The following is a 20,393-nucleotide window of genomic DNA, read 5'->3' on the forward strand; positions in this document are numbered from 1 at the left end:
GGGAGTGTTTTTAAGATGGAGGCTAAATCCGTTTCGTCTAAATGGTTCATGCATTTGCTCTGCAGCGCATTAATTGCTTCCGTTATTTGCTCGGCTCTATTACCCATGCAGCATGCGGCTGCGGCGGAGAACCTAGACGTCAGCAGCGAAATAAAGGCTGCCGCCGAGCAAATGCTGAAGAGCGGCTCAATCAGCGATTGGGAGGCGATCGCTTTGTTTCGCTCCGGTCATCAAGTGCCAGCAAGCTATTTGAACCAGTTGACTGCTTATTTGAAAGAGAATAATGGCGAGTTCCGAAAGGTAACCGATTTTGAACGATTCGCTCTTGCTATTCGAGCAGCAGGTCAGGATGCTGCAGCCTTCGCCGGCTACAATCTCATTCAAAGCATTTATAATCATGCAAGAATGACGAGTCAGGGCACGAATGGGCCCATATTTGCATTGATCGCATTGGATAGCGGCGGCTATGAGGTACCGGCAAATGCGTTATGGTCGCGAGAGAAGCTAGTTGATTGGCTTGTGAAACAGCAAAACGCCAGCGGTGCATTTCCGCTTTCAGAAAAAGGCGAAGACAATTTGGATATTACCGCTATGGCGATTACTGCTCTTTCTTCCTATAAAGAGCAAGCAAGCGTCAAGAAGGCAATCGACAAGTCTGTAAAATGGTTGTCGGCCCAGCAGCAGGAAAACGGCGGCTATACAGCCTTTGGCGAATCAAACAGCGAGAGCGTCGCGCAAGTTATAATTGCAGTGGCTTCCGCAGGCATGAGCCCGCTGGATGCCAGCTTTGTGAAAAAGAACGGCAACCTGCTCACGAATTTACTCAGCTTCCGTCAAGCAGATGGCGGCTTTGCGCACATGGTTGGTCAGCCTGCCAATGAAATGGCGACAGAGCAAGCGTTGATGGCGCTGGTCTCTTATGACCGATTCATGAAGCAGAAGCCATCCCTATTCAACATTTCTGCTGACACCTCAGTCTCCGACGTGAAGCAAAGCTTCGTCGATAACAGCCTCATTTCAACCTGGGCTTATGATGCCGTGTACCGGGTATTCGATGCGAAAGTTATGGTAGGGGTTAGCGGCTCAGAGCTGCGCTTCGATCCCAAAAAGCAGATGACAAGAGCAGAATTCGCAACGCTGCTTATTAACCTGCTTGATGAAGAACCATCCAATAATGCTTCTAAATTGTTCAAGGATGTTTGGCCGGGCGCCTGGCATTACGGAGCGATTATGCGTGCGAAGGAGATTGGCTTCATCCAAGGGATTACGGTGGATACGTTTAAGCCGAATGAGGCTGTATCCAGGCAGGACATGGCGATCATGATCGCCAAAGCGTTCAAGCTCAAAGGCCGTACCGAGCCATTGCCCTTCCAGGATGCGAATGCCATTCATGAAGGCGCAAAGGCTTATGTCAATGCCGTTTATCATAACGGATTGATGCAAGGCGCGGATGGGAGATTTCTTCCAAAAGCACCGGTGACCAGAGAGATGGCCGCTGCAGTAGCGGATAAGCTGCTTCAGCTGCCTGCGGCGTAAATTCATAAAGCGGAACAAGAAAGCGAGCTGCTCTCTTGCTCCGCTTTTTTATATAAATTCACAGTTGCTGGGAATCATATTTTAATAGCGAACATTTTTTAATTATTTGTTCTTTATAAAGAATGAATAGAATGTTATATTTAAGAGGTGAAGGGGTGGGAAATCTTTCACTGCATCTGATTTATTTCGACAGAAACTAGGAGGTCAAAGTGAATATTTTAAAGCTAGTGTTGGTATTTTTGCTTGGCATGCAGGTATCGCTGCTGTCTAAGGACAGCGTGCAAGCGGCGAATGCTGCTGCATCAGATTCAAAGGAGTATTACTTGATTGAGCTCGCACGCTTTGGCATTTATAAGGATGGAACGCATCCGGTCGAGACGACAAAGGGAATTAATAACGCGCTGCAATGGGCAGCACAAAATGGGAAAACGACAACCTCGCTCCCGCCCGGAAAATATTTGATCGATAAAAATAGCCGCATTAATATGGTTAGCAATATGATATTCGATCTGCCCATGGATGCCGTTCTAAAGAAGGAAACAAACGGCAAAGAGAGCTACCAGCTTATGTATTTGGGCTATGAGACCCAAAATGTAACGTTGAGGGGCGGAACGTATATCGGGGATAAAGAAACGCATGATTTTTCCAAAAAAGATCATAAGCACAGCGCGGGAACACATGAAAGCGGATATGGCATTATTACGCAAGGCGCAACGAACGTGACGATTGATGGCGTTAAAGCCATTAATTTTACAGGTGACGGCCTTGCTCTCGGCGGTTATGGAACGATGATAAAGGATTTGTATGAAGGGCAGTTTATAAACGGCGATTTTGACGATAAGGGAAAAAATATTTCTAATCCCAAGAAGATTAGAACGAAGGAGCCTTTAACGTTCTCACACGCTATTTTCAAAACAGAAAATTCATTTGAATTGTCCAATACAATTAAGCTGCCTAGGGCATTTGATATCTTCTTCTATAAAGCGAACGGTTCATTTATTACGAAGAAGGCTAATGTGAAGGCAAGAGATATTATTCAAATTCCAGAAGGAGCTGCCAAGTTCCATCTTGTTTTCGATCAGGCAACCAAGAAAGCTGCTTACGTGGAATTCTGGTTCCGAAAGGTGACAAGCAACGTCGTTGTTCAAAATTCGGAATTTGCCTATAACCGAAGACAGGGCATAACGGTTGGCGGCGCGAATCAGGTGCTGATTACGAATAATACGCTGCACGACATAAAGGGAACGATGCCTCAGGCGGGCATTGATCTTGAGGGCGGCTTTGGCGAGAATGGGCATCGCAATAGCAACATTACGATTAAGAGCAATAAATTTTACAATAACGCTTCTTACGATGTCATTCTTTATGACGGTAACGACGCTATTGTAGAGGACAATCACCTTGCGTCAAAAGGTGCGATCGGCCTCGCGATTTCCGATCCGTTTAAAGGAGCGTTAGTCAAAAACAACCATTTTGACGGCTCGCGGATTATAGCTGCACATGATGCGACGTTTATCGATAACAAGATGAATGACTCCTACACGACATTTGACGGGCCTAATATCAAAATAGACGGTCTAACATTAACGGATTCCATGTTTGCTATAAGCGCTAAGGTTGCATTTGGCGTCAGCGCATCCAATATTACGATAAACAACAACAATAAGAGCGATTCAGGCTTATCCGTATGGGGGAAGCCGGTTCATCTTAAGGACATTACCATTAACGGCCAAGGCAAGCTTAGAGTCGTGTCGGGCGGAGCTGCAGAAGGCTCGATTTTTGACAATTTAAAGGTAATCGGCTATAACACGACCAATGGCTTATCGCTGCCTCCCGGTACATACAACAATTGCGTGTTCGAAGGCGCAGAAGGCACCGGTAAATACGGCTCGATCAACATTTCGCTCGGAAGCAAATATGTATTTGACCAATGTTCTTTTAAATCTCCGTCAAATCTCAGCACCTACTTGCTCGGCGAACATCCAAAGCTTGATCTTACGATCAAAAATTCAACGTTCGAGCTGCTAGGCAATACGCAGGCGATAAGTATCCAAGCGGCCAAAAACGTGCTATTGGAAAATAATACGATTACGGCAAATAAAATTACGTCCGATAAAACGGAGATTATTCGAATCAATGATCTATGGAAGCGCAATGAGCGGCATGATGTCCTTAAAGCCGTAGTAAGAGGCAATACAATTACAACGAATAGGGCTGCGATCGGCATTGCAACGTTGTATGCTGGTACTGGTGCACCGGCGTATACGATTGAGAACAACACCCTGTACACGTCAAAGCTGCTCGTCAAAAGCAATGATACTGTAAAGAACAATACGTTAAAATAGTAGAGTATTCATGGAAGAAGCCCTGACGAATGTTCGTCAGGGCTTCTTTTGTTGTGATTATGATGACGAATACGTGTTGCCATTCTCATCGATATAAACTGACTTTACGATGGTACGGCGGTATTTGAAGCCTTCATCGGTTTCGCCTTCAACCTCTGCGGTAACGGTATAAACACCGCTGCCTTCCGAGGCAGGAATGACCAACTCATCCGTGGCGGACAGAGACTCCTGCTGCTTTACGCGCTTGGATTGATTTTGCTTGCGTTGATAGTTGCCAGACTTATCGTTCTTACCGTTAACGAAATCAACCTTGTATCGGACAGTTGTCTTCTCATCCTTCAGGCCGTCAACGTCAAGCTTCAGCTTCTTGTTATCCCGAACTTTGTTAAGCTTTGCAGCTCTCTTGCCATTTGTATCATAGGAGATCGTTAGCAGATAAGCGCTGGATCCGTTGCTAGCTGCTGACGCTGTCCATTCGCCAACTGCCGGTCTTGCAATCGTTGCCGTATGATGCCAAGCTCCGTTTAGCACGCCATCATCAGCAATTGAAGATACACTTACGTTTTGGCTTGCGCCATCAGGACCGATAATGTCCAGGCTATCGAGTTTTTTGTTGCCGATCCAGTCAATCGTGACGGAGGCTACATTATTTTCGACTGTGAAGGCCTCAGATGCTGCTCCGCCAAATTGGCCGCCGCGAATGAAGGTTTGGTTCTGCTGCTCTCGTCTTGGAGCCAGCGTCTGAACGGACTGCTCCTTCCCAGCAGCAACTTCATCAAAACGATAGGAGGATTTCGCTGATTGCAGCACCAGATAGGGCTTAATCAATGCAAACATATTAGCGCCTGTCTTCACGCTTGTATGATTCCACTTTCCGATTTTGACCATTCTCCCGTTCGGCAGATGAGCGCTGCTAACCGTCACGACGCCGTCATTATCACCATAGTTGGACAAAAATAATCCGCCAAACAGTTGCGCGATGCTGCCGGATTCATAATCATTGCCGGCAAAGGTGAAAAATTTGTTTTTACCCACATTCGCATGGTTATTCGTAACGGATCGGAAATATTGCATGTAGGAGGTTTGCATGGAGTAAGTACCCGGATTTTGATATCCGATCAAGGTGGAGAGCCAGCTAGCCCAGCTGCTGTACGCTAAATCCGCCAGCTGTGAGCCGTTATGCGGACTGCCTAGCGTAATGACATTGGAAACGTATGGATAAGCATTGTAGTGAACGAGTGCGGTTTGGGTATCAATGCCGCCTTTACTGTGTGCGACAATAACGAGCTTTTTGCCAAAATGATTGCTGATCTCCTTGATTTTCGCTGCCAGAAGCTCGCCATTTGACCACATGTTTTGGGAGGTGCCGGTAATATCATGCAGGTTAATAAATGCGGTTTGGTAGCCATTATTGTAAGCATACTGGTACATATCATTGTCCTGATACCAAGTGGAAGCACTTCCGTTGAGGCCGTGAACGAACAGGATGACCGGATTGTACGGATTGATCGTAGCAGGATCGGTTCCTTTGCTCCATGCTCCGGCAACGCTGCCGACGTTCGGATTCGTAAATCCGGCAGCTTGAGCCGGGGCAATCCCTATACTTAATGCGAGAATGAGCGTGAACAACAGTGAAGACCACTTCTTCAATTTCATTATTCTCCTCCTTATAGTTGAACTTCATTGCTATCATAGACATGAATAGTTTGGGTAAAATTAACTCTGTTTGGATATATTGTTAATTTTACTTAACTATTCACTTGAAAGCCGATGCACTCTCTATGAAACGAAAACTTCCATAATTGGTAATAATATAAGTTTTATAGAAATAAAAGTCAACAAAAAGCGTTGAAATGATAGAATCACGGTTATGGTCTGTAAGCACTTTTTTTTTCGGATCGCGCCGATTCGACGCGGGGGTAGGGGCATAAGCTATAATAAGGAAGAGGAAATTAGGCGCATGCCTCCGCAGTCCATGCTTTGCTTACAAACATGAAGAATAGGATGAATGAACATGCTTCAACTTTTTGGCAAAAGTATCCGGGACTTTCGCGATACGTATAAGAAACATCTGCTGTTTGAATATTTGTTTATGCTGCTGACGAGCTTTGTCATCATCCCGATTATTTCGTTTATTTTTAACCGGATTCTTCGCGTTGTAGGCTCTGGTTCCGTATTGAATGGCGAGGTATACAAAATTGGGCTTAGCTATACGGGGGTAGCGGGGCTAATCGCCATTTGTTTGGTGGCAATGCTGGTGCTGTTCCTCGAATTTGGCGTCGTCATTACGATTGCGCAGCAGCATTATTTTGGCAAGGACGTCTTGATCGCAGATGCGCTGGTCACGACGCTGAGGCAAACGCCTAAGCTATTCGGATTTGGTATTATTCAGCTCCTGTTCTTTCTGCTGTTTCTTGTGCCGTTTATCGATTCGCCGCTGTCTTCATCCTTGTTTGCCCAGTTTAATGTACCGATCTTTTTCAATAGCCGTATCCTTAGCTTGTCTTATATCATGTTGGCTGTATACGGATTGTTATTTTTGGCAGGGGTATATGTCGTATTGCGTTGGATTTTTGTTTTGCATTTCATTATGATCGAAGACAAGTCGATTCGCATGGCAATTAGAAGCAGTTTGTTGTTAACGAAGGGCAAACGCTTGTCGATCTTTATACAGTTATTCTTGCTGAATGCGGTAGTGTTCTCGCTTGGTTTTATGACGATATCGGCGGTCGCATATTTGCCGTCGTGGCTGGACATCAATGTGCTCAAAGCGATATCGGACCATTATTCCTTAACGTTATCGACGGTGCTAACGTATATGTTTACGCTGATGCTCGTGCCGATAAATATTATTTTTTTGACGAGGCAGTTTTATCATTTCAACCGCAAGAAAGGCTCTTTGCCGAGAGATCAGCTGCGGGTATACAAAAGCCGCATAGCGGGTCCGATTGAGAAGCGACTCTTGTTATTTCTAAAAGGAAGAACTCGCAAACATGTGTTATATTCTTCGGTACTGGCTGCGTATTTGGCATTGGCGTTATTCGTCAGCTATGCGGCTAATGACAATTTGGTGTATGTGAAATGGAATGTGCTGCTCTCTGCCCACCGCGGCGATACGCAAGCCGCACCGGAAAACTCGATTCGCGCCGTTCGCAGCTCGGTAGAGCAGGGCATCGATGCCGTCGAAATCGACGTTCAGCTAACGAAAGACGGCATTGTCGTACTGCATCATGATTTTAATTTGCAGCGGATGACAGGCGTGCCGAAGCGAGTGAACGAGATGACCTATGATGAGCTTGCGAAGCTAAGCCTTGGCAGAGGCGGAAATGAAGTAGAGGAAATCGACCGGATTCCGATGTTTGCCGAGGTGCTTGCCGAAGTGCGGGGGAAGGCGAAGCTTATTGTTGATCTTAAGCCGTACGGCCCGGGCGAGGAGCTGGCTAATCAGGTTGTTTCCCTGATTGAACAGTTCGATATGGTGCAGGATGTCTATATTCAGTCATTCGATCGTATGACGCTGCAGCAAATTAGGAAGTTGAACCCTGACATTAAGATCGGACAAATTCTTTATTTTGCAATTGGCGATCTCTCGCTGCTCGATGTTGATTTCTACACGATCGAGCAAGTGATGCTGACGGAGCAGCTCGTTGAGCGTGCGCATAAAAAAGGCCGTGAGGTGTGGGTGTGGACGGTCAATAGCGAGCGCAATTTGAAAGAGGTGCTCAAATTCGAAATCGATGGCATCATTACCGATTATCCTACACGCGCGCACAATATGGTTGAGCTTAATTTATAGCAGCGTGTTGCAAAGGGGCGGATAAGCATGACTCAAATCGAAAAATACAAAGCGTTCATCCTGTCGCTCCCGTCAGGAAACCTGTCCAAGGAGCAGCTGTTCGTGAAGGAGCTGCTCCTTCACGAGCATCAGGATATGTCTATTTACTACGTGCCTTATGAGTATGTGAACGAGCAGGCTAAGGTGATGATCATTGGCATTACGCCGGGCTTTACCCAGATGGAGCTTGCGATTCGAAGCGCGCGCGAGGATCTGCTGAGCGGAGTGCCCATCGATCAAATCGATCGGCGGGCGAAGAAGCTCGCCAGCTTCGCGGGCTCGATGAGGAAGAATCTGATCGACATGCTGGATCAAATCGAGCTGCCTGCTGCCATTGGGCTTGCAAGCTGCGCAGCCTTGTTTGAAGAGCATAGAGATCTGCTTCATACGACCTCCGCCATCCGCTATCCCGTGTTCGTGCATGGCAAAAACTATACGGGCCATAGCCCGCCTATATTAAAATCGGACGTGCTGTACCGCTATGCGGAAGGCATTCTGCTTCCGGAATTGCTGGCGGTGAAGGATTCGCTGATCATTCCGCTTGGGAAGTCGGTATCAGAGGTGGTACAAGCCTTTGTGGATAAAGGCTTGATCAGCAAGGCGCGTTGCTTGTTCGAAATGCCGCATCCTTCGGGAGCGAATGGCCACCGAAAAAAACAATTTGAGCTAAGCAAGTCCGCTATGCAGCAGCAGGTCTGGAAATGGTTCAGCCGCTAAAGGCTGCGACAGAGAGGAGTGAAATGTGATGCACAGCAAAAAGGTTCGGTTTATTACTGCTTTTGCCTTCCTTGCCTGTCTCCTTTGGCTATTTGGATTAGGCTGGACAGTTAAAGATTACTTGCTCGGAGCCAAACCCGCGGCATCCTTACCGTCCGCAACGGAGCAGCCGCTCATTCCATCCGACGAGCTGAAAATCGTCGCCCTGGGGGATTCGTTAACGAGAGGCACCGGTGATATTGAGGGTAAAGGTTACGTTGGTTATGTCAGCGACCAGTTGAAGCAGGACGGCATGGAAATCTCCTTAATTAATTTAGGTATTAAAGGACTGGTTTCGTCGCAGCTGGCGGAGCAAATGAAGGAGACGGAGATCAAGCGTCAAATCGGACAAGCCGATGTTATTATGATGACGATTGGCGGCAATGACTTATTCCTTGGCGGACAGACGCTTTCGGATCTTTCCGAGGCCAGCATCAAGGGGCTGGAGGAGGCGTATCTCATTAACCTAAAAACGATTATATCGGGCATTCGTGCATTGAATAAGGAGGCGGCCATTTACTTACTAGGTCTTTACAATCCGTTCAGTGAGCTGCAAAACGGAGAGCTGATGTCGAGCGTCGTAAGGGATTGGAACGCCAAAACGGCGGAGACGCTGGCGCAGTTTAGCCAGGCTGTATTCATTCCAACCTATGATTTGTTTCAGCAAAATACGAGCAGCTATTTGTTTACGGACCATTTTCACCCGAATGAAAAAGGGTACCGGTTGATGGCTGAGCGGGCAGCCGCATTGATTGCAGGAGCAGGAGGACAACGATGAGCGACGTCACATTATCGGTTCAAGGACTTCGAAAGGTGATCGGCAAGCGCACGATTATAAAGGATTTAAGCTTTGAGCTAAAGCGAGGCGAGGTTTTTGGCTTTCTGGGGCCTAATGGGGCAGGAAAGACGACCACGATCCGAATGCTGGTTGGGCTGATTAAGCCGACTTCAGGTACGATACATATTTGCGGACTGGACATATCGAAGCATTTTACAAGGGCAATGAGGCATTTGGGCTGTATCGTCGAAAATCCAGAGCTGTATCCGTTCTTAAGCGGAATGGAAAATCTTCGCCATTTTGCCGTTATGATTAACGGCATTTCGCAGGAGAGGATCGATGAGGTCGTCCGTTTGGTCGGCATGCAGGATCGAATGAACGATAAAGTGAGCACCTATTCGCTAGGCATGCGGCAGCGGCTCGGCATTGCGCAGGCGCTGCTCGGCAAGCCGGATGTCCTGATTTTGGATGAGCCGACGAATGGACTCGATCCGTCCGGAATTCGGGAAATGCGCGCTTTTATTCGGTTTTTGGCGGAGGAAGAGGGATTAACGGTGCTCGTATCCAGTCATTTGCTGCATGAAATTCAGCTAATGTGCGATCGGGTTGCGATTATTTCCAAAGGAGAAATCATCCGAGTAGATTCCGTAAACAGCCTATTGGCCAGCGAAGAGAGGCTGGTGTGGCGGCTGATGCCCCATGCGTTAGGCAAAGAGGTTTTAAGTGAGCTTACTACGATCATAAGCGAGACGGGGGAAAACGTAACGACAGCCTACGTCGACCACGCGGTAGGGGAGTGGAACCGCAAGCTCGTGGAAGCGGGAGTGAGCGTGCTGGAGATGAATCGGAGGCTGCCCGCGCTTGAAGATTTATTCCTTGAGCTGACAGGAGGCGAAACGATTGATTAATCTCGTTCAAAATGAAATGACGAAGCTAATTGGCAAACGCCGATTTATCATTATATCGATTATTATCGTCGTCCTGCTCTCCATGTTCTCGTATGCGCAGGTGAAACAGTCCGAGTCGACAAGGGAGCGATTGGGCACGGTCGATTGGCGCGCCGAGCTGCAGCAGCAAATCGTCGATATGCAAAACAGGCTGAGCAGCGCAGGGCAATGGCGCGAGCAAATTCAGATTCAGATCAAGCAATCGCAATACTATTTGGATCATGACGTCAATCCTTCCGAGCCCGGTGCGCCAACCTTTATAAGAGGGTTCGTTCAAAATTCAGCAGAGCTGTTTCTGCCGCTTTTGGTCATGATTATCGCTGTTGATCTTGTCTCATCGGAGCGGAGCATGGGAACGATCAAGCTGCTGCTGACAAGGCCGGTGAGCCGCTTTAACATTTTGCTCAGCAAATATATCGCCCTTATTTTATCCGTTTCAATCGTTATTTTTCTGTTCGGCTCGCTTTCCTATGTTATCTCGGCGATTATGTTCGGCAACGCGGGCTGGTCGGCACCTGTATTAACGGGCTTTTCCACGCATGGAGGCGAGCTCGACATTTCGGGCGTCCGCCTCGTATCGCAGTGGCAGTATATCATTCAGCAATTCGGGCTCGCATGGTTTATTTCGCTGGTCGTAGGGACGTTATCCTTCATGCTGTCCATCCTGATGAGAAGCAGCGCTGCGGGCATGGGAACGATGCTTGCCTGCCTGATCGCGGGAGCGATTTTAAGCAATATGGTATCTTCATGGGATTCGGCTAAATATTTGTTTCTGGTCAACCTTGGCTTGATGGACTACATCAGCGGAACGGCTCCGCCAATCGAAGGAATGACGCTGGGATTCTCGCTTGCCGTGCTTGCAGCATGGATGGTCGGCTCGCTGCTCGTCTCGTTTACGGTGTTTATGAGGAAGGACATTTATTAATTGGCGCGAGGCTCGAACGACTTGTCTTAAAATCAATCCCTCTGCATATGCATGTAGTAGAAGAGGAGCGTGATGGCTATGGACAAGACCGTGCGAAGATATTACCAGCAAAAGCAAAAGCAAAAAGAGATAGAGCAGGAGTTATCCGAGCTGCGCAGTGAGATTATGGCTTATTTTACAGAGCAGGGCGTAAATGAATTGGAGACCTTGAGCCATAAGGTGAAAATTGTCGTGCAGGAGCGTAAGGAGTACGACGACACCAAGCTATTCGAGGCGCTGCCGGACCCGGAGCTGTGGCGGCTGTTATCGAAGCCCGATGCATCCAAAATTACGAGCCTGGTCAAGCTGAATGTCATTTCGGAGGATAAGCTGAGGGATACCTTCTCCACGAAGACGGTAAAGCTGCTTCAGGTGGACAAAAAGTAAGCAGGAACAGAGCTTCTATGCGCAGTGGTGGATTTTGCGCGTAGAAGCTCTATTTGTTGGGCGAGGGATGTACGGGCAATGGTGTAGAGAGATGAAGAAGGCCAACCGGCACTGCTGGTTGGCCTTTTGCTGTTCCCGCAGTAAAAAACGACAACTGAGCCAAAGTTTTTCCATACCGCAGTCTATATATGAAATCTATACTGAAGTGGAATCGTTAGCAGAAGGAGGAACGGAACGCATGCGGTATGCAAACGGTAAGGTGAGTGAGATTCAAATTGCTTATATCGGCGGCGGGTCGATGTATTGGGCGAAAAACTTAATCGCGGATCTGGCGCTGGAGGAGCAGCTGTCGGGTACGATTCGATTATATGATTTGGATTTTAGCAAAGCGAAAAATAACGAGAAGCTTGGGAACTCGGTATCTTCTTATGAGGAGACGAAGTCTAAGTGGAAGTACAAAGCGTACGAGACGCTGAAGGAAGCTTTGACTGGAGCGGATTTTGTTTTCATCTCGATTCTTCCCGGCACTTTCGCAGAAATGGCAGTCGACGTCCATGAGCCGGAGAAATATGGCATCTATCAGCCTGTCGGCGATACGACGGGGCCGGGCGGGCTGATCCGGGCGCTGAGGACGATACCGATGTATGTGGAATTCGCGGAGGCGATCGAGCGCCATGCGCCGAATGCTTGGGTATTCAACTACACGAATCCGATGACGCTTTGTACGCGAACGCTGTTTGAGGTGTTTCCCAAAATTAAGGCGTTTGGCTGCTGCCATGAAATATTCGGCACGCAAGGCCTGCTGATCCGGATGCTGCAAAATATGGAAGGCATAGAAGGCGTACAGCGCGATGATATTCATGTCAACGTGCTAGGAATTAACCATTTTACATGGATCGATAAAGCGACCTACCGAAATGTTGATCTGTTCCCCTTATATAGACAGTTTGCCGACAAGTATTACGAGGAAGGCTTCGAGACGAGCAAAAACGGTTGGCGGACGAATACCTATACCGCTGCGAACCGTGTGAAGTTTGATTTGTTCCGCAGGTACGGTCTTATCGCTGCTGCTGGCGACCGACATCTCGTAGAGTTTATGCCGCCGTGGTACGTGAAGGATAAGGAGACCATTGCTTCGTGGATGTTCGGTCTCACTACAGTGTCTAGCCGTGTCGAGAAAAACGAAGCTGCCGCCGCGTTCTACGCGAGGCTGATCAGCGGCGAGGAGAAGCTGCCGCTTAAGGCATCCGGCGAAGAAGAGGTTCGCCAGCTAAAGGGGCTGCTTGGCCTGCAGCCTTTCGTGACCAACGTTAATTTGCCGAACGTCGGTCAAATGAAGGGCATTCCGCTTGGGGCGGTCGTGGAGACGAATGCCGCATTCGCAGGCAACAGCCTGCGTCCCGTACAGGCCGGTGAGCTGCCTGTGGAAGTGAACGCACTTGTGCTGCGCCATGTGATGAATCAAGAGACCATTCTGAAAGCAGCGCTTAACCGTGACAAGAGCTTGGCATTCCATGCCTTCGTCAACGACCCGCTCGTGGCGATTGACGTCAATGAAGCGGAGGCGTTGTTCGATACGATGATGAAACAAACCAAATCTTATTTGCCGGGGTGGAATCTATGACAACCTATTATGCCGCCGATGATCGTTACGAGACTATGACCTATAACCGATGTGGCAATAGCGGATTGAAGCTGCCCGCCATCTCGCTTGGACTGTGGCATAATTTTGGCGGAATCGATGCGCTGGAGAACGGAAGGCGAATTTTACACCGTGCTTTTGATCTCGGCATTACACACTTTGATCTCGCGAACAATTACGGTCCGCCTCCAGGCTCGGCGGAGGAGACGTTCGGCCGCATTTGGAAGCGCGACTTCGCTGGCTATCGGGACGAGATGATCGTCGCCACGAAGGCTGGATATACGATGTGGCCCGGCCCGTATGGCGAGCGCGGTTCTAGAAAAAGCATGCTTGCGAGTTTGGATCAGAGCCTATTGCGCATGAATATGGAATACGTCGATATTTTTTACTCGCATCGATTTGACGCGGAAACGCCGCTAGAAGAAACGATGGGTGCACTGGATCAGGCGGTTCGCCAAGGGAAAGCGCTGTATGTCGGCATATCCAATTATGGGCCAGAGCAGACCAAGCAGGCAGCAGCGATACTTCGGCGACTAGGCACGCCCTGCCTTATTCATCAGTCGCATTATTCGATGTATGAGCGCAGATTGGAGCAAGGCTTGCAAGAAGCGCTGGAGCAGGAGGGCATGGGAACGATTGCTTATAGTCCGCTTGCAAGGGGGCTGCTGACCGATCGGTACTTAAAGGAAATTCCCGCAGATTCACGGGCGGCAGGCGCGAGCACCTTCTTGAAGCGAGAGGACATAACGGAGGAAAAGCTGTCGAAGTCACGAGAGCTGAACAAGATGGCTGAGGAGCGCGGGCAGTCGCTCGCCCAGATGGCGGTTGCGTGGGTGCTGCGGCAGGGCCGCGTCGCATCGGCGTTGATCGGAGTCAGCAAGGCAGAGCAGATCGACGACATCGTAAGCTCGCTAAGCCAGCTTGACTTCAGCAGCGAAGAACTGAACCAAATCGAGCGAATTCTGGGAGGTCGGGCACAATGATCCGTGCAAAGCTAAGCGAGCTGACAAAGAAGGATCATGCAGCTGGGCACTTTCTTGGTGACTTGCTGCCTGGCGATTATTTGACATCGGGCGGGCTTTCGTTTGCAGGGCGCGGCGACCGCAGCCATACGAATGATGGCCCGGACGGCAGAGACTATCATGTTCATCGCGACCGGGAAGCTTTTATTATTTTGCAAGGAACAGGAACGATGGAAATTGATGGCCAGCATCATCCTGTTGCTGCCGGCGATATCATTATCGTCGAGCCAGGGGAGGATCATCATCTTTGCTCAAGCGAGGAGGACCCGATCGTTACGGTCTGGTGCCACGCCGGAGAGAACCGCCATCACAATCAATCCTAGGAGGAATGCGGCTTGATTACGGTATCGACCAAAAAACATCAATTTATGCTCGTGTGCGAAGGCGAGGAAAATGCGGATAACGGTTTCCAAATCTCCTTAATTTCGGAGAATAAAGGAGAAGGCATTGAGCTGATTCGGCTCATCATGAAGGCAGAGCGGGAGCTGAATCCGCCAGCTTTGACGCTGCGCTGGCATCATCCGGCTGAAGATGTTCAGGTAAGCTGGCACCCTGCCCAGGATCGGAACAAGAGCTTCAAGGCGGATTGGATGCGCAACCTGCGCGCTAATGCCGCGACCTCTGCGCCTGTATATGCGCTCTTCAATATCAATGGCACCAACAGGCTGACTTTTGCCTTTTCTGATGCCCTGCATACGACCCTCTATGCAGGGGGCATTCGCGAGGAGACCGCGGAATTCCAGTGCAGCGTACAGCTGTTTAAGGAGCCCACTGCGCCGCTTCAATACTACGAGGCAGCGCTGCTCGTGGACACAAGAGATATACCTTATTACGAGAGTCTGAAGGAAGTGCAGCGCTGGTGGAGCGAGATGCCGGCCTTCATGCCTGCCACTGTGCCGGATACGGCGAAACGTCCCATGTATTCGACTTGGTACAGCATGCATCAGAACGTAACGGCGGAGAGTGTCGAAGCGGAATGCGAGACCGCCCGTTCGCTCGGAATGGATGCCGTTATCGTGGACGATGGCTGGCAGACCGAGGACAATCGCAGAGGGTATGCCTATACGGGCGACTGGGAGCCTTGTGCTAGCAAGTTTCCAGATATGGCTGGACATGTCCGTGCGATTCATTCGCTCGGCATGAAGTTCGTCCTTTGGTATGCCGTGCCTTACGTTGGCAAGCATAGCAAGGCGTGGGATCGCTTCAAGGACAAGCTTGTCCGCTATAACGAGAACAGCAATGCCGGCGTGCTTGACCCTCGGTATCCCGAGGTGAGGGAGTATATTATCAACACCTATGAGAATGCCGTAAGGGACTGGGACTTGGACGGCTTTAAGCTCGATTTCATCGATGCCTTCTATTCCCCCGAATTGCAGCAGCCATCAACAGCGGAAGGCCGCGATTGCGAGTCTATACCGGCAGCAGTCGACCGGCTGCTGACCGATTCTTTGAGCCGGCTGAGGGCGATGAAGCCGGACATTATGGTTGAGTTTCGCCAGCCCTATGTCGGTCCAGCCATGCGCAAATACGGCAATATGTTCCGCGCCTCCGACTGCCCGTACGACGGCATTCAGAACCGTGTCCGCACGCTGGACATCCGGCTTCTATGCGGCGATACCGCGGCTCATGCCGATATGGTGATGTGGCATCCCGAGGAGCCTGTGGAGAGCGCGGCGCTGCAGCTGATCAATCTGCTGTTCTCCGTGCCGCAAATCTCGATGACGCTGAAGTCGCTGCCAGACGAGCATCGCTGGATGCTTAAATACTGGCTCGAATTTTGGACGGAGCATCGGGATGTTCTGCTGGATGGGAATCTGGCGCCTGCGAGCCCAGAGCTTCTCTATCCCGTTGTGCAGGCAGCCAAAGGAGGCAAAACGATCATTGCCACCTATTACGATGCGATGATCACGCTAGCAAGGGCGCAGGAAGCTGGAGCGTCACAGGAGTGGATCATCGTGAACGGCAGATTGAAGGAAGGGGTTTTCGCGGAGGTGGCGGATTCGCTTGGGAGCGCGAAAGTCATCATTAAAAATTGCTGCGGCAATGTCGTAAGCAAGCAGCTTATTCAGCTTGGGGCGGGGCTTCACAAGCTGTCTATTCCGCCGTCAGGCACTGCTGCAATTCGAATCGAATCGTCGTAAAAAAACACAGGCTGTCTCTAAGTTACGCCATGGCTGCCTGACTATTTCACAGCTATGATGATAGGGACAACAAACAATCGAACGAGGAAAGGGGAGGAGAGCATGGCTGGCAAGCTCGAAAGCTCCAACAGCATCACGTATCAATTCGCAACGCCTGATCAAAAATGGAAGTTTATGCGCAAGCATTGGCCGCTGTATGTGCTGTCGATTCCTGGCATCATTTTTTTTCTATTATTCCGATATGTTCCAATGTTCGGATCGGTCATTGCATTCCAAGACTACAATATCTTTAAAGGCATCAAGGGCAGTGATTGGGTAGGTCTCTACCACTTTAGGCGAATGTTCGAATATGCGGAATTTTTGCCGATATTAAAAAATACGATTCTCATCGGCGTATACGATCTATGCTTCGCGTTCCCGGTGCCGATCATTCTGGCGCTGCTGCTGAACGAGCTGCGTATCATGGCCTACAAGCGGATCGTGCAGACGGTCGTTTATATGCCGCACTTTCTATCATGGGTCATCGTCGGAGGGATTGTGGTCGGCGTACTGTCCCCGTCTACAGGAATCGTTAATCATCTTCTGTCGCTGTTTGGCATCGACTCGATCTACTTTCTAGGGGAGAATTCCTATATCCGGACGATCTTAATTGGATCGGGCATCTGGAAGGACAGCGGCTGGGGGACGATCATCTATCTTGCCGCAATCGCAGGCATCAATCCCGATTTGTATGAGGCGGCACAGATGGACGGCGCAACCCGCGTGCGGCAGGTCACCTCGATTACGGTTCCGTGTATTTTGCCAACGATCGTTATTTTGTTTTTGCTGCAAATCGGCAATTTCCTGGACTTCGGCTTCGAGCGCGTGTTTGTGTTTTTGAATCCGCTGAACAGCGAGAATGGAGAGATCATCGATACGTATGTGTACCGAGCGGGTCTCGTCGACCGACAATACAGCTATACGACCGCTATCGGCTTGTTCAAGTCAGTCGTCGGCCTCGCGCTCATCATGCTTGGCAATAAATTCAGCAAGAAAGTAACCGGTGATGGGCTGTACTAATGCTATTGGAGAAACGAGGTGGAATTCGCTATGATCATGACAAAAGGTCAAAAAATATTCAACGCATTCAATATTGCCTTTCTCGGCATCATCGGCCTAAGCATGGTGCTGCCGCTCATTCATATCGTTGCGCAATCGCTTAGCGACGCGGTCGCCATCAACGCGGGAAAGGTCAGCTTCTGGCCGATAGGCTTCACGTTTAGCAGCTACAAGCTTATCCTGCAGGATCCGTCCATTTGGGCCGGCTTCCGGAATAGCGTCATTATTACCGTGTTCGGTACGCTAATTAATTTGATGATGACGGCGATGCTTGCTTACCCGCTGTCGCGCCCGGAATATCTATATCGTAAGTTTGTGCTTATCCTTGTATTGTTCACGCTCGTCTTCAGTGCGCCGCTTATTCCAAACTATCTACTGGTGAAGCAGCTGGGCTTGCTCGATACGCTGTGGGCATTGATGCTTCCGATGGCGATCAGCGCGTTCAATCTGTTTATTATGCGCTCGTTTTTCATGAATCTTCCGAACGAGCTTATTGATTCGGCGAAGATCGATGGCTGTGGAGAGTTTCGGACTTTTTGGAAAATCGTACTGCCGCTCTCTAAGCCGGCAATGGCGACGATGGGAATCATTTACGCGGTCGCGCATTGGAATCGTTATGCGGATGCGGTGTTCTATATTAGCGATCGGCGCTGGATACCGCTGCAGGTGCGTTTAAGGGAAATCGTCTTCACCGATCAATTAGGACAATCGGACGTTACCTCTGAGCTGCTGCTCATGGTATCGCCGGAGGGCATTAAGATGGCCGTTATCGTGGTCGCGACGCTTCCTATTATGATGGTCTATCCGTTTCTGCAGAAGCATTTTATCCAAGGCATGCTGGTCGGCTCCATCAAATCGTAAAGGTTTGCTCGTTTCCTGGGTTTATTCAGGCCACCATAGAAAAATACAAGGAGGCTTAAATTACGACATACAGAATGGCGGTAATTGTTTCTATAATTGCTCCATACAACACGAAAGCGCTTGCAAATAATAATTATGGGAGAGCGGGGTTATGGTATGAAAAAATGGTTGGGCATGGGACTTTCAATGGTTCTGGCAACAAGCCTGGTGGCTGGCTGCTCGGGGAACAAGCCAGCTGAGCAGAAGCCTGCAAACGAGCAAACGGATAACGGAGAGAAGCAGCAGACGGATGAGGGCAAGAAAACGCCAACGAAATTTTCGTATTTGCTGCCAACGACGGTGAGCTCTGGCTATCACACCCGGGTGCCGGATCTAAACAAGGACAAGTGGGTACTGAAGTTGGAGGAGCTAGCGAATGTAGATCTGGACATCAAGGTTATGGAGGACGCGAAGTTTGGCGTCATGTTCGCGAGCAATGATATTCCAGATGTCGTGGGCAGCATCGGCGGTCCGGGCAGCAAGTCGATGTCGGGCTCCGTGGAGAGCGGAATCTTCATGCCGCTGGACGATCTTCTTAAGGAGCACGCGCCGGATCTGATGAAGCTTGTGCCACAGTCCGCTTGGGACACCGTTTCCTACGATGGAAAAATCTATGGCATACCTGAGTTTCTGAAGAGCCCGTCGCGCCGGGCCACTTACATCCGTACCGATCTGCTGGAGAAGACCGGCCTGAAGGCGCCAACGACAGTCGAGGAATTTCTGGACGTGCTGCGCGCCTTCAAGAAGCTTGGCGTCGAGACGCCTTATCAGATGCGCGAAAACTTCAAGTACGCAGATATTATTCTAGGCGCTTATGACGTTCTGCCGTACAAGGACCAATTCGAGCTTGTCGACGGTCAGGTGGTGCCGAAGTTTTTTGACTCGGAGAACATGCAGAAGGCACTCCAAGCCTACAAGACGATGTATGAGGAAGGTCTTATTGCGAAGGAGTTTGCGACGATCTCATCAACCGACTTCACGAAGAGCCTGGATGCGGGCAAGCCGGCCATGTGGTCGCAGAACGCATCGGGCATGCCAGGTTACCGAACAACAGTAGGGCGTGCCGTGCCGGAAGCGAAAATTGATATTATCCCTTCACCGAAGGGTCCTGAAGGCAAGGGCGGTTATTTCCTCTATTCGCCAGTCGTGCGTACGTTCTACATCAACAAAAATGTAGAGGAAGCAAGAGCAATCGAGATCGTGAAGTTCTTTAACTGGATGGTATCGCCTCAAGCGGAGGAGTTTTTCACCTTTGGGATTGAGGGAGACACTTATACGAAGGATGCAGCCGGACTTGTGACTTACAAGTTCCCGGACAGCAAGGAACTTCAAGAGGAAGAGAGCTGGAGAAGCGGTACGATGTGGGCCGTGCACGATGCCACATACAATAAGCTGAGACTGGCGCTTAATGAAGATGGCAAAGCAACGCTTGCTGCGTTCGACAACGTATTGTCACAGGAAGGGTTACCGGGCATCGGGTTCTATCCGGAGCTGAGCAGCTTCAGCAAGTATCCCGATCTTGCCGCACCGCAGCCTGATGTTGGGCCGAAGCTGATCATCGACCACATGGTCAAAATGATCTATGGCAAGGAGCCAATCTCCGACTGGCCGAAGGTAATCGAGGAATATAAGGCGAAGGGCGGCGACGAGATTATTAAAGAAGCGACGGAGCGCTGGAACAACAAGCAGGGCGCCGTTATGATTGATAGAGAATAATAGGCTAGCGGCTATAAGCAGCATTGGCTGAACCAAAGAGCCAAATTGTATAATAGCTATTGAAAAAGCCTCCAACTCCACTGTGAAAGTGGAGCTGGAGGCTTCGTTTTTGTGTCAGAAACGTCTGATGGCAGCTCGAAGCATGCATTTGCTCTTACAGCCTACAAATCAAGTGTTAGTGAGTTGTAAGTGCACATTTGCGCTCTCAGCATGGTTTTTAGTCCTATGAGAAACCTCTAAAGGCAATTACCAACCGATTCAGAAAAGCTTGGGCTTGACATACTATTGGTTGTTTTTTTATGCTCATGTAACAATAAAAATCATAA

Annotated in this window: 16 protein-coding genes; 15 read left to right on the forward strand and 1 reads right to left on the reverse strand. The window is 49.4% G+C overall.

Annotated elements, in window-relative coordinates:
- Window positions 1-15: 15 nt before the first annotated feature.
- Together HI950_RS11500 and HI950_RS11505 are read left to right on the forward strand one after the other, a co-directional pair.
- Entirely contained in the window at window positions 16-1,536 is a 1,521-nt protein-coding gene (locus tag HI950_RS11500; RefSeq protein ID WP_169082584.1) for an S-layer homology domain-containing protein, read from the forward strand.
- Between the two features lie 209 nt (window positions 1,537-1,745).
- On the forward strand, window positions 1,746-3,881 hold the full coding sequence (locus HI950_RS11505) for a right-handed parallel beta-helix repeat-containing protein (protein WP_169082583.1): 2,136 nt from the start codon (window positions 1,746-1,748) through the stop codon (window positions 3,879-3,881).
- A gap of 57 nt (window positions 3,882-3,938) precedes the next feature.
- Here the strand turns inward: HI950_RS11505 and HI950_RS11510 are convergent, their stop codons facing one another.
- On the reverse strand, window positions 3,939-5,537 hold the full coding sequence (locus tag HI950_RS11510; RefSeq protein WP_169082582.1) for an esterase/lipase family protein: 1,599 nt from the start codon (window positions 5,535-5,537) through the stop codon (window positions 3,939-3,941).
- Window positions 5,538-5,895: 358 nt separating this feature from the next.
- Here HI950_RS11510 and HI950_RS11515 point away from each other — a divergent pair, with 358 nt between their 5' ends.
- The 13 genes from HI950_RS11515 to HI950_RS11575 all read left to right on the forward strand — a co-directional run bounded on the left by HI950_RS11515 (window position 5,896) and on the right by HI950_RS11575 (window position 20,067).
- A complete protein-coding gene (locus HI950_RS11515; protein ID WP_169082581.1) occupies window positions 5,896-7,677 on the forward strand; it encodes a glycerophosphodiester phosphodiesterase in 1,782 nt (593 codons plus the stop codon).
- 27 nt (window positions 7,678-7,704) lie between these two features.
- Window positions 7,705-8,433 carry a uracil-DNA glycosylase family protein gene (locus HI950_RS11520; protein WP_169082580.1) on the forward strand — a complete coding sequence of 243 codons (729 nt, stop codon included), beginning with the start codon at window positions 7,705-7,707 and terminating at the stop codon, window positions 8,431-8,433.
- Between the two features lie 28 nt (window positions 8,434-8,461).
- Window positions 8,462-9,250, forward strand: a complete 789-nt coding sequence (locus HI950_RS11525; protein ID WP_169082579.1) for an SGNH/GDSL hydrolase family protein — start codon at window positions 8,462-8,464, stop codon at window positions 9,248-9,250.
- Entirely contained in the window at window positions 9,247-10,158 is a 912-nt protein-coding gene (locus HI950_RS11530; protein ID WP_169082578.1) for an ABC transporter ATP-binding protein, read from the forward strand. The genes HI950_RS11525 and HI950_RS11530 overlap by 4 nt, the downstream gene beginning before the upstream one ends.
- A complete protein-coding gene (locus tag HI950_RS11535; RefSeq protein WP_169082577.1) occupies window positions 10,151-11,122 on the forward strand; it encodes an ABC transporter permease in 972 nt (323 codons plus the stop codon). Before HI950_RS11530 ends, HI950_RS11535 begins: the two co-directional genes overlap by 8 nt.
- 72 nt (window positions 11,123-11,194) lie before the next feature.
- Window positions 11,195-11,548 (forward strand): hypothetical protein, encoded by a 354-nt coding sequence (locus HI950_RS11540; protein ID WP_169082576.1) that lies wholly within the window; start codon window positions 11,195-11,197, stop codon window positions 11,546-11,548.
- A 238-nt stretch (window positions 11,549-11,786) separates the two neighbouring features.
- A complete protein-coding gene (locus tag HI950_RS11545; RefSeq protein ID WP_169082575.1) occupies window positions 11,787-13,172 on the forward strand; it encodes a family 4 glycosyl hydrolase in 1,386 nt (461 codons plus the stop codon).
- Window positions 13,169-14,173, forward strand: coding sequence for an aldo/keto reductase (locus HI950_RS11550; RefSeq protein ID WP_169082574.1), 1,005 nt, complete (start codon window positions 13,169-13,171; stop codon window positions 14,171-14,173). Before HI950_RS11545 ends, HI950_RS11550 begins: the two co-directional genes overlap by 4 nt.
- Complete coding sequence (locus HI950_RS11555) at window positions 14,170-14,535, forward strand: cupin domain-containing protein (protein WP_169082573.1); 366 nt, start codon at window positions 14,170-14,172, stop codon at window positions 14,533-14,535. The genes HI950_RS11550 and HI950_RS11555 overlap by 4 nt, the downstream gene beginning before the upstream one ends.
- A gap of 12 nt (window positions 14,536-14,547) precedes the next feature.
- Window positions 14,548-16,353 carry a glycoside hydrolase family 36 protein gene (locus tag HI950_RS11560; RefSeq protein WP_223285228.1) on the forward strand — a complete coding sequence of 602 codons (1,806 nt, stop codon included), beginning with the start codon at window positions 14,548-14,550 and terminating at the stop codon, window positions 16,351-16,353.
- Between the two features lie 102 nt (window positions 16,354-16,455).
- Window positions 16,456-17,412: an ABC transporter permease gene (locus tag HI950_RS11565; RefSeq protein WP_169082572.1), complete on the forward strand. Its 957-nt coding sequence runs from the start codon at window positions 16,456-16,458 to the stop codon at window positions 17,410-17,412.
- Between the two features lie 30 nt (window positions 17,413-17,442).
- Window positions 17,443-18,312 (forward strand): carbohydrate ABC transporter permease, encoded by an 870-nt coding sequence (locus HI950_RS11570; RefSeq protein WP_169082571.1) that lies wholly within the window; start codon window positions 17,443-17,445, stop codon window positions 18,310-18,312.
- A gap of 156 nt (window positions 18,313-18,468) precedes the next feature.
- Entirely contained in the window at window positions 18,469-20,067 is a 1,599-nt protein-coding gene (locus HI950_RS11575) for a type 2 periplasmic-binding domain-containing protein (RefSeq protein ID WP_169082570.1), read from the forward strand.
- Window positions 20,068-20,393 lie beyond the last annotated feature (326 nt).

The organism is Paenibacillus sp. PL91 (assembly GCF_012935325.2).
In the GTDB taxonomy this organism is placed as follows: domain Bacteria; phylum Bacillota; class Bacilli; order Paenibacillales; family Paenibacillaceae; genus Pristimantibacillus.

Excerpts from the sequence above, each read along its gene's own strand:
- HI950_RS11500 (WP_169082584.1), top strand. The coding sequence starts at position 16 with ATGGAGGCTAAATCCGTTTCGTCTAAATGGTTCATGCATTTGCTCTGC.
- HI950_RS11510 (WP_169082582.1), bottom strand. The coding sequence starts at position 5,537 with ATGAAATTGAAGAAGTGGTCTTCACTGTTGTTCACGCTCATTCTCGCA.
- HI950_RS11515 (WP_169082581.1), top strand. The coding sequence starts at position 5,896 with ATGCTTCAACTTTTTGGCAAAAGTATCCGGGACTTTCGCGATACGTAT.
- HI950_RS11520 (WP_169082580.1), top strand. The coding sequence starts at position 7,705 with ATGACTCAAATCGAAAAATACAAAGCGTTCATCCTGTCGCTCCCGTCA.
- HI950_RS11525 (WP_169082579.1), top strand. The coding sequence starts at position 8,462 with ATGCACAGCAAAAAGGTTCGGTTTATTACTGCTTTTGCCTTCCTTGCC.
- HI950_RS11530 (WP_169082578.1), top strand. The coding sequence starts at position 9,247 with ATGAGCGACGTCACATTATCGGTTCAAGGACTTCGAAAGGTGATCGGC.
- HI950_RS11540 (WP_169082576.1), top strand. The coding sequence starts at position 11,195 with ATGGCTATGGACAAGACCGTGCGAAGATATTACCAGCAAAAGCAAAAG.
- HI950_RS11545 (WP_169082575.1), top strand. The coding sequence starts at position 11,787 with ATGCGGTATGCAAACGGTAAGGTGAGTGAGATTCAAATTGCTTATATC.
- HI950_RS11550 (WP_169082574.1), top strand. The coding sequence starts at position 13,169 with ATGACAACCTATTATGCCGCCGATGATCGTTACGAGACTATGACCTAT.
- HI950_RS11555 (WP_169082573.1), top strand. The coding sequence starts at position 14,170 with ATGATCCGTGCAAAGCTAAGCGAGCTGACAAAGAAGGATCATGCAGCT.
- HI950_RS11565 (WP_169082572.1), top strand. The coding sequence starts at position 16,456 with ATGGCTGGCAAGCTCGAAAGCTCCAACAGCATCACGTATCAATTCGCA.
- HI950_RS11570 (WP_169082571.1), top strand. The coding sequence starts at position 17,443 with ATGATCATGACAAAAGGTCAAAAAATATTCAACGCATTCAATATTGCC.
- HI950_RS11575 (WP_169082570.1), top strand. The coding sequence starts at position 18,469 with ATGAAAAAATGGTTGGGCATGGGACTTTCAATGGTTCTGGCAACAAGC.